7 protein-coding genes are annotated in these 12,904 nt (G+C 48.4%); 2 read left to right on the top strand and 5 right to left on the bottom strand.

Annotated elements, in window-relative coordinates:
- Window positions 1-1,154 precede the first annotated feature (1,154 nt).
- Window positions 1,155-3,287, top strand: a complete 2,133-nt coding sequence (locus GN208_RS14090; RefSeq protein ID WP_004237398.1) for an autotransporter domain-containing protein — start codon at window positions 1,155-1,157, stop codon at window positions 3,285-3,287.
- A gap of 75 nt (window positions 3,288-3,362) precedes the next feature.
- Here the strand turns inward: GN208_RS14090 and GN208_RS14085 are convergent, their stop codons facing one another.
- The 5 genes from GN208_RS14085 to guaB all read right to left on the bottom strand — a co-directional run bounded on the left by GN208_RS14085 (window position 3,363) and on the right by guaB (window position 11,332).
- Window positions 3,363-4,955, bottom strand: a complete 1,593-nt coding sequence (locus tag GN208_RS14085; RefSeq protein WP_004237399.1) for an MFS transporter — start codon at window positions 4,953-4,955, stop codon at window positions 3,363-3,365.
- Window positions 4,956-5,027: 72 nt separating this feature from the next.
- Window positions 5,028-6,896, bottom strand: a complete 1,869-nt coding sequence (locus GN208_RS14080) for an amidohydrolase (protein WP_243828450.1) — start codon at window positions 6,894-6,896, stop codon at window positions 5,028-5,030.
- A gap of 107 nt (window positions 6,897-7,003) precedes the next feature.
- Window positions 7,004-7,648: a hydrolase gene (locus GN208_RS14075; protein WP_004237401.1), complete on the bottom strand. Its 645-nt coding sequence runs from the start codon at window positions 7,646-7,648 to the stop codon at window positions 7,004-7,006.
- Between the two features lie 580 nt (window positions 7,649-8,228).
- Complete coding sequence (gene guaA / locus GN208_RS14070; RefSeq protein ID WP_004237402.1) at window positions 8,229-9,806, bottom strand: glutamine-hydrolyzing GMP synthase; 1,578 nt, start codon at window positions 9,804-9,806, stop codon at window positions 8,229-8,231.
- Between the two features lie 59 nt (window positions 9,807-9,865).
- Complete coding sequence (guaB, locus tag GN208_RS14065) at window positions 9,866-11,332, bottom strand: IMP dehydrogenase (protein ID WP_004237403.1); 1,467 nt, start codon at window positions 11,330-11,332, stop codon at window positions 9,866-9,868.
- 172 nt (window positions 11,333-11,504) lie between these two features.
- Here guaB and xseA point away from each other — a divergent pair, with 172 nt between their 5' ends.
- Window positions 11,505-12,881, top strand: coding sequence for an exodeoxyribonuclease VII large subunit (xseA, locus tag GN208_RS14060; RefSeq protein ID WP_004237404.1), 1,377 nt, complete (start codon window positions 11,505-11,507; stop codon window positions 12,879-12,881).
- Window positions 12,882-12,904: the final 23 nt, after the last annotated feature.

Below are 12,904 nucleotides of genomic sequence, written 5' to 3'. Positions count from 1 at the left end.
ACAGAATATAATAATTCATCATAAAATCATGTAAAACCACTGCACCTTTTAATATTTAAACTCACCACCGTGATTATAGTTTAATTAAATTAAATCACCTCCCAATAAGAAGTGAAAATTAGAAATAAACTTCACTATAAATAGTGTGGCTTAATAAAATACAAGATATTGATATGTCGATTCAGTCGACATATCAATATCTGAATAAACTAAGGGTGACATATCCGTTTTGGTTGCTCAGTACCGAGACTGAACCGGAGCTATTTAAAGCACAGAAAAGAGAATAACCGAAAATAAAAATACAATTACAACCGCCGCGAGTAATACCCTGAATATCCCCTTCACCGTCTGTTCAAGAAATACCAGTCCGTGTTTGTTACCCATCTCGTTCAAGATCCATCATTTTACTCATTTTATTTTTAGTTATGTGAAACCCATCACGATATAATGATATTACTTATTCATTTAGTCAATAAATATACTGTTACCGGACTCTTTTTTTGATGACCATCAGTGTCACCCGCTCAGCAGACAAGGCAGCGCTCTGCATTCAGATCTGACGTATTTTTTATCCGTTTTGCTCTTCACCGGGGAAAAAACACATTCCCGCAACCGAACTGAAACAATTCATCGGATGCTGCCAATCAGTTGATAATGCTTTATCACTGAAAGTATGACGTAACGCAACAAACACGGTATAATCATGTTATTACTCAGCTTTTACCCTTACAACACTATGCCTTTCATAAAACAGATCTGCCATAAATACAACGTCAATTGCAATTAATTCCAACTTATTCAAAATAACCAGATTTATAATCCGGAAATACCCTTTCAACCTCCCCAGAAGCAGTTCATCTGTTTTTTTTACTAAAAAAATGTGTCTGAGCGCAATTTTCATTTGCCTTAAGATCGAAAACCCAATAAATTACGCATCAAATTGGTTTAACCCAAAATTTTCATGCAGTCATCCGCAACGGCACACGCGTGCCTGACACGATCTGGTTTGCATCCCCATTTTTATGATGGACATATATTATTAATATAATTAACTAATCTGATTTTTTAACATAACTTTTGATTCAACACCGGGTTTATTGCTGACACTGCAATAAGTCACTTCATCGTATTACCTGAAAAGAATAAATATCATCATGGCTTACGCACATAAAAAACACTTTAATAAAACATTACTGGCATTATTACTGACGTCACAAAGCACACTGGCATTTTCCGCAATGGATTATGAAGTCTCAAAGATAAAAAACATTGGTCAGTCTGCCGCTATATCAGCAGATGGTCGTGTAGTTGCCGGTACTTATGAAATCTCAAATGATAATTACCGTCCTTTCATTATTATTGATGGCAATGCAGTTGACCTGAGTAAATATGCAGCCGGGAATAACAGTATTTATGTCTCCGGCCTTTCAGCAGACGGTAATATCGCCATCGGTTATATCGTTGATGTAAATAATAAATCTGACTCTAAAATGTATATTTATGATACCAATACCGATACGGTGAATATCCCTGATCAGCAGGCATTTGCCAGTGTCGCTTCCCTGGGTATTTCCGGTGACGGTAAAACCGTTATCGGCATTGCAGACGAAAAAGCTTTCCGCTTTAGCGGACAGGACGGCATTACATTATTAGATCCGTCAGAAACAGCAACCTCCACCGCAAACGGCGTTAATTATGACGGCAGTGTAATTGTCGGCCGCTTCATCAGCGGCAGTGGTCAGGCATTTAAATATACCGGTGATAAAGGCATGGTTTCACTGGGCACCCTGAGAGAAGAGAATGCGGGCGAATCCGGCGCTAATGCCGTATCCGCTGACGGGCTTGTTACCGTAGGCTGGTCAAATATCAGTGAATATGAAACACATGCGATGAGTCATACCGATAAAGACGGTATGCGTGATCTCGGCACCCTGAAGAAAGATAACAGCGGCTATTCCAGTGCTTCATCTGTTTCAAGTGACGGACAATTTATTGTGGGTTCATCCGATAACGAAGATGATATCGCACGTGGCTTTGTCTATGTTTCAGGTGAAAAAAAGATGTACGAACTGAAACCACTACAGGAAAGCTTTGAAGGTGAATCCAGTGCGGAAGCCATTTCTGCGGATGGCAAAGTGGTCGCCGGTTATGTGCAGAATGACAATAATGAAACATCCGCTGTTCTATGGAAACTGGACTATAAACCACCAATGACCCCGCTTGAGCCGTCAAAACCGGTTGATCCGTCTGAACCACTGACACCGCTTGAGCCATCAGAGCCGGTCAAACCAGTCAAACCAATCCTGCCGCTGACACCGGTTGACCCGGCTGATAACGGCGGTATCACGGTCTCTGATCCTGTTGATATTATTAAAACCCGCAATACAGTAACAAAACTGGCAAACAGCAGTTATCAGGTTCTGGATTTATACCAGACCGCCCTGTATAACCTCGCGGAAAGCCGTTGCCAGATGGGTGACGATAATTACTGCGCCGGCCTGTTTACCCAATATGACAATGTGCATCAGAACAGCCGTGTGGCCACCGGCGTATTTGGTTCATTCCGTTTACCGGCAGAAAACTGGACGCTGGGCGCGTCACTGAATTTCGCCGTAAATACCCGTCTGGCCGATGGCTACGACACCCGCGGCAATAATCATCCCGGTGTTGGCGCATGGCTGCGTTATCAGGAAAATAAAGATAACTCCGGCTTTAACAGTGAGCTTTCCGCTGCATTTTTACAGCAGGGTCTGGAAATCACCCGTCAGGCACAACGGGGCACTGAAACCGGAAAAGGCAATTCTGATATCAAAGGTTACTATGTAAAATTCACCACCGGTTATGGCATTACCGTGAGTGCAAATACCCTGGTGACACCACTGGCTGCTATTAAATATCATAATGTCACCCGTGCCGGATATACAGAATCAAATGGTATTGATTTCCCGGCAACCTATGGCCGTGCCGGAAATAAAAACCTTGATTTACAACTCGGCGTGGATTTGAAACATCAGTTTAATAAGAGCACAGAACTGGATGCAGGTATCGGCGCGGATATTAAACTCAGTCACCAGCGTGATGCCTTTACCGGCCATATTCAGTATGTGAACGATGCTGATTATATTTATGATCGCGGCAACAGCCAGAGTGTAAAACCGTATGCCCGTGCCGGTGTGAATTACTTTATCACGGAGAACTCCACCCTTCGCGGCGATATTGGTTATCACACCACGGATTACCGTAATGATGGTTTGCAGATTGGTCTCAGCTATTCATACCACTGGTAACCACTGTTTCAGTTAATTAAAATCATCCGGCAATAACTATTTATTGCCGGATTTTTATTATCTGTACAACCTGTTTTATTTCTGTTTTTCCGTATCCGCAGAATATGAGAGATAATGCACAACCGTTTTGCTCCGGATAATAGCATTTAACTGACTGTCAATCCGGCGATCATCCACGGTTGCCCGTTTATGCTGACGGTGATGTTCTGCCGAGGATGACACCATAAATGTCTCCATAAATTCATCCTGCGTACCGGGAACCGAAAACAGCCCTCTGGAATAACCACCATCCCGTAACCGGATCCGTTTTAATTGCTCCATCAGTGCAAAAAATTGCGCCTGATGTTCCGTATCCACTTTATACTGAATACACACCATCACCGGTTTTTTATCTTCCTCAGAATACGGTAATTCCTCCGGCATTGTCAGATGTTCAGACGGTGATAGATTGATATTGTCGTGGTCAATTTTCACTTTCAGCACACATAACCAGACAACAATAATACCTGCTGCCGCCGCAAGCAGCGCGATTGTTATTGATGTGTGTGAGGCAATCTGCCCCCAGATTAATGACCCCAGTGCCATTGACCCCGAGAATACCGTCAGATACAGCGCCAGCCCTCTCGCTCTGACCCAGTCCGGCAGTGCTGTCTGCGCTGACACCATCAGCGTGGAGAGCGTGATCAGCCAGCTGAACCCGGCAATAATACTGCCGGCGATTGCCAGATATTTTGATGTGGTCACGGCAAAGATCACCAGCACAATAACCGTTCCGGCAGTCCCGGCAGTCACTAATATTCCGGTACTGAACCTGGCCCGCAGCGCAGATAAACTGAATGCCCCGGCGACCGCCCCGATACCGATACTGGTGGTTAAAATCCCGTATAACGTTGCATCCCCCTGAAGCGACACTCTGGCAACCAGCGGCAGCATCGCCCAGTAAGCACTGGCGAACACAAAGAAGGCAGCGGCTCTGATAATGGTTTTAATCAATGCCGGACTGTAACGGGCATAGCGCAACCCGGAAATCATCGCGGCGACAACAGATTCCGCCGGTAAGGTATTTTCTTGGTGTTTCTCCCCTTTCCACCACCATACCGCCACAATAATGGCAATAAAACTGAGTGCATTAAGCATAAAAGGAAGATAAAGCCCTACCTGTGAAATCAGCACACCGGCCAGAGCCGGGCCAATGGCACGACTGATATTAATCCCCATACTGTTCAGTGCGATCCCCGTTTTTAATTCATGCGGCGCCACAATACCCGGGACAATCGCCTGCCATGCCGGGCCTAAAAAAGCCGCACCGGATCCGAGAATAAAGGTAATTAACAATAACCAGCCGATACTGACCACATTGAAATAGACCAGAACAGCCAGTAATGCAGCGGCAAAAAACATCATGATATTGACAAATATAAGCAGCTTGCGCTTATCGAAAATATCAGCAATCGCCCCGGCCGGTAAGGCTAATAAAAAGACCGGCAATGTGGTCATCGCCTGAATGGTGGCAATCATGACAGGATCAGGACTCAGATTGGTCATCAGCCATCCCGCACCGACATCATTCATCCATGTTCCGATGTTAGAAAATAATGTCGCCATCCATAACACAAAGAAAATACGGTTACGCAGCGGCGACCAGGCTGATGATTGCGGATTAGTCATGTGAATATGATCTCCGGTTTAATATGGCCGGTGTTTTACCACCAGCCACAGTATTAACATGTACAGCGATAATTAAAATGCAAAGCAGGAACAGCCCAGCGCGCCCCAGAAGGCATTATCATCCGCAACCGGCACAGACGATTTACGGGCGATATCATGCTGGTGTCCGTGAACATGACACGAACCGCAGCACTGGTGTAACTGATTCAGGATCGCAGCTTTATTTTCCTGCTGTAAATAAGAGTAGTGTCCCGGCACTTTAATAACCGGTGACCAGTCAGGTAATACCGGAATTGACGGCGGTGCCAGCGGCCCGAAAATACCGTTGCCGTAAACAACCTCGCCGTTCACCACCGTCAGCAGGGATTCTATCGCTTTAATTTCCGCTTCCGGCACACGGAAATAATCGTCAGATAAGGCAATAAAATCTGCAAACTGCCCTGATTTAATCTGCCCTTTTTTACCCTGTTCATCAGAGAACCAGGAGCTGCCGATAGTCCATAACTCTAACGCGGTATCCCGGTCTAACCGGCTATTGTCGTCATACATCTTCATACCGCCGACTGTCCGGCCCGACACCAGCCAGTAAAGCGCTGTCCACGGGTTATAACTGGCTACGCGCGTCGCATCCGTTCCCAGGCCGACCGGCACTTCCGCGTTCAGCATTTTAGCCACCGGCGGCGTGTGTTTCACCGCTTCATGACCATAGCGGTCCGCAAAGTATTCGCCCTGGAATGCCATTCGGTGCTGAATTGCCAATCCGCCGCCCAGCACTTTTACCCGTTCAATATTTCGTTCACTGATGGTTTCCGCGTGATCGAAAAACCAGTGCAGGCCGTCAAACGGGATCTCTTTATTTACTTTTTCAAACACATCCAGCATACGGCTGATGGATTGATCATAAGTGGCATGCAGACGGAACGGCCAGCGGTGTTCAACCAGGTGGCGGATCACGGCTTCCAGCTCCGCATCCATATTATCCGGCAGATCCGGTCTCGGCTGCAGGAAATCCTCAAAGTCAGCCGCAGAGAATACCAGCATTTCCCCTGCACCATTGTGACGGAAAAAATCGGTTCCCTCTCCCGGCGACACCATCGATGTCCATTCGCGGAAATCCTCCAGTTCCTGTTTCGGACGCTGGGTAAATAGGTTATAGGCGATACGGATAGTCAGTTGATTCTGTTTTGCCAGCTCCGCGATAACCTCATAATCTTCCGGATAGTTCTGGAATCCGCCCCCGGCATCAATCGCACTGGTTACCCCGAGACGGTTAAGTTCGCGCATAAACTGACGGGTTGAATTAACCTGATAATCCAGCGGCAGTTTCGGGCCTTTCGCCAGCGCGGAATACAGCAGCATGGCATTGGGTTTTGCAATCAGCATGCCGGTCGGGTTACCGTGCTCATCCCGCTGAATTTCACCGCCCGGCGGGTTCGGGGTATCTCTGGTATAACCGATCACACGCAGTGCCGCTTTATTCAGCAGCGCGCTATCATAAAGATGCAGCACAAAAACCGGGGTATCCGGTGAAACCGCATTGATTTCATCTAATGTCGGCATCCGTCTTTCGGCAAACTGGAATTCACTCCAGCCACCCACAACACGGACCCACTGCGGCGCCGGCGCCACATCAGCCTGTGCTTTTAACATCGCCAGGGCATCCGATAATGACGGCACACCTTCCCAGCGCAATTCGAGGTTATAATTCAGTCCGCCGCGGATAAGATGAAGGTGCGAATCATTCAGGCCGGGAATAATCACCAGCCCTTTAAGATCAATAATCTCTGTTTCTTCATTCCGTAACTGCATAACTTCATCGTTGGTTCCGACAGCAATAAATTTGCCGTCACGGACAGCAACGGCCTGAGCAACGGGATTTTCACGATCGAGTGTATGAATATCACCGTTGATAAATATTTTTGATGCGAAGCGTTTATTCATGATGATGTGTTTCCTGTTTATGAGGAACTCACTGCTTATCAAATACTGTTGCGGCAAGCGGTATAGGAAAAAATAACCGGAGAGCGACCTCTCCGGTTGTTACGCTGTTACTTAATAACGCGCTGAGGTGCTTTATGAACCATAGTATAGGCGTAATCGACACCCATGCCGTAAGCACCGCTGTGCTCCTGAACCAGCCCCATTACTGCGTCATAGGTTTCTTTACGGGACCAGTCGCGCTGGTACTCCAGCAATACCTGCTGCCAGGTCACAGGAATAGCCCCGGCCTGCACCATACGATCAATAGAACGTTCATGCGCATCAACTGAGGTACCACCGGATGCATCTGTCACAATATAAACTTCATAACCGGCTTCAATCGCCATTAAGGTCGGGAAATTCAGGCAGACTTCTGTCCATAATGCCGCCATCACTAATTTTTTACGTCCGGTGGCTTTAACGGCTTCGACAAATTTCGGGTCTTCCCAGGAATTCATGGAGGTACGTTCGATAGGTTTTGATTCAGGATGGACGGCCAGTAATTCAGGCCAGATATATCCGCTGAAGCTTTCTGTTTCAACGGAGGTATAAATTGTCGGCACATTGAAAATTTTTGCTGCTTTTGCCAGGCCAACGGTATTATTTTTCAGCTGCTGGCGGTCGATATTTGCCACACCAAAGGCCATTTGCGGCTGATGATCAATAAAAATAACGGCAGAATTTTGTGGGTTTAACAGTTCTAATTTAGACATAATGCGTTCCTGTTCAATTGGTTAAATTGATAAAAATAAATATTAATCTTGCTCACTGACAGGAAACATAATAGGCCGGCACCGGATAATGACCAGATGCCAAATTTGACTTTAGAAGTCAAAAAAAATGAACGATATTTGTTATTTGTTGATTATATTGTTTTTTATGCTGGTTTTTTCGGAGTAAATGGCAATCGCTTTATGCACCTATAACAATATGCTCATTATAGTTTAACTAAAAAACAGCATATTAATTCTTTCTTTGTTTTATTGTTCCGGAATGAAATGATATCTACTGATCGTCGTATGTTGATGATCATTCGTTATTCAGATGATCCTCAAAAATATCTCATTTTGTCCTTCATCACTCTTTTCTTATTTTATCTTTTTATACCAGCCATAATGTAAGTATCACGGTAAAAAGATGCGATAATACCGACTTTAATACCTCATTCAACTTGTGCTTGGCGCTGCTAATAAGTACCAGATACAACAACCGCCAAAAATAAAAAAGCCCATTTTTACATGGGCTTAACTCATTATTTTGCCAGCCACTGCCAGCTAATTTCTTATTGCAGGATCATTCCCACTCAATCGTCGCCGGTGGCTTGCCGCTGACGTCGTATACGACACGGGAAATGCCGTCGACTTCATTGATGATGCGGTTGGAGACGCGGCCTAACAGGTCGTATGGCAGATGTGCCCAGTGTGCGGTCATAAAGTCGATGGTTTCGACTGCGCGCAGTGAGACAACCCAGTCGTATTTACGGCCGTCGCCCATGACACCGACAGAACGCACCGGCAGGAAGACAGTGAATGCCTGGCTGACTTTGTGGTACAGATCCGCTTTGTGTAATTCTTCGATAAAGATAGCATCGGCGCGGCGCAGGATGTCACAGTACTCTTTTTTCACTTCACCCAGTACGCGGACACCCAGACCAGGGCCCGGGAACGGATGGCGGTACAGCATATCGTACGGCAGACCCAGCTGCAGACCGATACGGCGGACTTCGTCTTTAAACAGTTCGCGCAGCGGCTCAACCAGTCCCAGCTCCATATCTTCCGGCAGGCCACCGACGTTATGGTGGGATTTGATCACGTGGGCTTTACCGGTTTCAGAGGCGGCAGATTCAATCACATCCGGATAGATAGTGCCCTGTGCCAGCCATTTGACTTGTTTCTGTTTTGACGCTTCTTCATCAAAAATTTCAATGAATGTATGGCCGATAGCTTTACGTTTGGCTTCCGGGTCTGCAATACCTTTCAGGGCATTCAGGAAACGGTCTTCCGCTTTGGCGTGGATGATATTGAGGTCAAATTTGCCCGCAAACATCTCCATAACCTGCTCTGCTTCGTTCAGGCGCAGTAAGCCGTTATCCACGAATACACAGGTCAGGCGCTTACCGATAGCACGGTTTAACAGCATGGCAGTCACAGATGAGTCCACACCACCGGAGAGTGCCAGGATAACATGATCATCACCAATCTGCTCACGCAGACGGATAACGGTGTCTTCGATAATGGCTTCCGGGGTCCACAGAGCTTCACACTGACAGATATCCAGCACGAAACGTTTGAGGATTTCCTGGCCCTGGTGAGTATGGGTCACTTCCGGGTGGAATTGTACGCCGTAGAAACGTTTTTCGTCGTTCGCCATGATCGCAAACGGACAGGTTTCGGTGCTGGCGACAGTCACGAAATCAGACGGGATAGCGGTAACTTTGTCACCATGGCTCATCCACACATCCAGCAGCGGTTTGCCGTTGTCATCCAGCATATCCTGAATACCACGGAACAGTTCGCAGGTTTCGCGGATTTCAACCTGTGCATAACCAAACTCGCGCTCGTCAGAGGTTTCTACTGCGCCACCGAGTTGCATAGACATGGTCTGCATGCCGTAGCAGATACCGAGAACCGGTACACCGGCGCTGAAGACATACTCAGGCGCGCGCGGGCTGTTGTGTTCAGTGGTGCTTTCCGGGCCGCCGGAGAGAATAATACCGTTCGGATTGAAATTACGGATCTGTTCTTCAGTGACATCCCATGCCCACAGTTCACAATAAACGCCGATTTCACGGATACGGCGCGCGATCAGCTGAGTGTACTGCGATCCAAAGTCGAGGATAAGAATGCGGTGCTGATGAATATTCGTTGTCATTAATGTATGTTCCAAGAGCAAACAATTATAGGCTGGCGGTCCACAGACCGCCGCATGAATCAGAGACCTGAACGGTAGTTTGGTGCTTCTTTGGTGATAGTCACATCATGAACGTGACTTTCCTGAATCCCGGCACCACTGATACGGACAAACTCTGCTTTAGTATTCAGTTCGTGAATAGTTGCACAACCGGTCAGTCCCATGCAAGAGCGCAGGCCGCCCATTTGCTGGTGAACGATGGTTTTCAGTACACCTTTGTAAGCCACACGGCCTTCGATACCTTCCGGCACCAGTTTGTCAGCGGCGTTATCGGTCTGGAAGTAACGGTCAGAAGAACCTTTGGACATCGCACCGAGTGAACCCATACCACGGTAAGATTTGTAAGCACGACCCTGATAGAGTTCCACTTCGCCCGGAGATTCCTCGGTACCGGCGAACATCGAACCGACCATCACACATGCCGCACCGGCTGCCAGCGCTTTCGCGATATCACCGGAGAAACGGATACCGCCGTCAGCGATAACCGGAATGCCGGTGCCTTCCAGCGCTTCAACAGCATCAGAAATAGCCGTTAACTGTGGTACGCCCACGCCGGTTACGATACGGGTGGTACAGATAGAACCGGGGCCGATACCCACTTTCACTGCGCTGACACCGGCTGCTGCCAGGGCTTTCGCGCCTTCGGCTGTGGCGACGTTACCGCCGATGATCTCGAGATCAGGGTATTTTTCACGGGTTTCACGGATGCGCTGTAACACGCCTTCGGAATGACCGTGAGAGGAGTCGATTAACAGAACGTCCACACCGGCAGCCACCAGCGCATCAACACGCTCTTCGTTACCGGCACCGGCACCGACTGCTGCGCCGACACGCAGACGGCCGTGCTCATCTTTACAGGCGTTTGGTTTACGCTCTGCTTTCTGGAAATCTTTTACGGTGATCATGCCGAGCAGATGGAAGGAATCATCCACCACCAGCGCTTTTTCCACGCGGCGCTCGTGCATTTTCTTCAGAACCACTTCGCGGGCTTCGCCTTCACGGACGGTCACCAGACGCTCTTTCGGGGTCATAACGGCAGTTACCGGCTGATCCAGGTCAGTCACGAAACGCACGTCACGGCCGGTGATGATACCGACTAATTCGTTATCGGTAGTGACCACCGGATAACCGGCAAAGCCGTTCTGCTCAGTCAGGGTCTGAACTTCGCGCAGAGTGGTGCACGGAGTAACAGTCTGCGGATCAGAAACCACACCGCTTTCGTGTTTTTTTACACGGCGGACTTCATCAGCCTGACGCTCAATGGACATATTTTTGTGAATAAAACCGATGCCGCCTTCCTGGGCAAGGGCAATCGCCAGACGGGCTTCCGTTACGGTATCCATCGCCGCCGAGATCATCGGGACGTTCAGACGGATTTTCGCGGTGAGTTGTGTCGATAAATCGGCAGTGTTGGGCAGAACTGTGGAGTGCGCAGGAACTAAGAGAACATCATCAAAGGTTAAAGCTTCTTTTTTAATACGTAACATGTGCAATATCTCACCAGGCAGCAGGATTGAAAGAAGATAAAATATTGCCGCGGCATTATACAGGTGGTAATCGGTTGCGCCTAGCCTTTTTTTCAAAAATTCGTTGCTAATCTGTCAGAAGGCGGTAGTATCGGACAATTAAGTCCTTGTTTTATTATTTGATCTGGCTCACATGTTGCTACCTGAAAATACCGCAATTTTTACTGTTACCCGGTTAAATACGACTGTCCGGCAGTTACTCGAGCTGGAAATGGGCCGGATTTGGATCAGCGCGGAGATCTCCAACTTTTCGCGCCCGTCTTCCGGTCACTGGTATTTTACCCTGAAAGATGAAAAATCCCAGGTGCGGGCAGCTATGTTCCGCGGCAACAACAGCCGTGTGACATTTGCGCCGCAGAACGGGCAGCAGGTGCTGGTACGTGCGGCGATCACACTGTATGAGCCGCGCGGGGATTATCAGCTGATTGTTGAGTCCATGCAACCTGCCGGTGAAGGTCTGCTTCAGCAGCAGTTTGAGCTGCTGAAAGAAAAACTGAAAGCCGAAGGACTGTTTGATACCCATCTGAAAAAGCCGCTGCCGGTACCTGCCACCTGTGTGGGTGTGGTGACATCTGCCACCGGGGCCGCTCTTCACGATATTCTGAATATTCTGCGCCGCCGTGACCCGTCACTGCCGGTGATTATCTACCCCGCTCAGGTTCAGGGGGCTGATGCACCGGCACAGATTGTCCGTGCGATTGAAACCGCTAACCGCCGTAATGAATGTGATGTGCTGATTGTCGGGCGCGGCGGCGGTTCACTGGAAGATTTGTGGAGTTTCAATGATGAGCGGGTGGCGCGGGCGATTTTTGCCAGCCGTCTGCCGGTGATCAGTGCCGTCGGCCATGAAACAGATATCACTATCGCCGATTTTGTCGCGGATTTACGGGCACCAACCCCGTCCGCGGCGGCAGAACTGGTCAGCCGGGACCTGACAGAGCGCCTGCGGCAGATCCAATCCGTACAACAACGGCTGGAAATGGCGATGGATTATTTTATCGCCAGAAAACAGCGGTTGTTCAGCCAGTTACACCACCGGTTACAGCAGCAGCATCCGCAACTGCGCCTGGCACGCCAGCAACAGCTTATTCAGCGCCTGGAACAACGGCTGATTCAGGCCGGACAGCTTATGCTGACTCAAAAGTCCCGTCAGCTGACACAGACAGAACAGCGTCTGATGCGCCGGGATCCGCGCCCGCAACTGCAACAGCAGCAGCGCTATATTCAGCAGTTGCAGTACCGTCTTTCCTCTGCCATGCGTGAACAGCTCAGTCAGCAGCGCGAGCGGTTTGGCCGCCTCTGCTCTACACTCGAGGGTGTCAGCCCGCTGGCAACACTCAGCCGGGGCTTCAGTATCAGTCAGACAGACAGCGGTGAAGTGCTGAACAAAACCCGTCAGGTAAAAGTCGGGCAAAAAATCACCACGCTGTTACAGGATGGCAGTGTGGAGAGTGAAATTATTGCCGTGCACAAAAAAGCGGCTGCCCGTAAACGGAAAACCGCTGAGTAACATCCAATTTTACCGGTGACATT

Origin of the sequence: Morganella sp. HSTU-ASny43 (assembly GCF_022819185.1) — a bacterium.
Classification (GTDB): domain Bacteria; phylum Pseudomonadota; class Gammaproteobacteria; order Enterobacterales; family Enterobacteriaceae; genus Morganella; species Morganella morganii.
The sequence above is the reverse complement of the archived record's forward strand: the minus strand, read 5'-3'. Positions and strand labels throughout refer to the sequence as shown.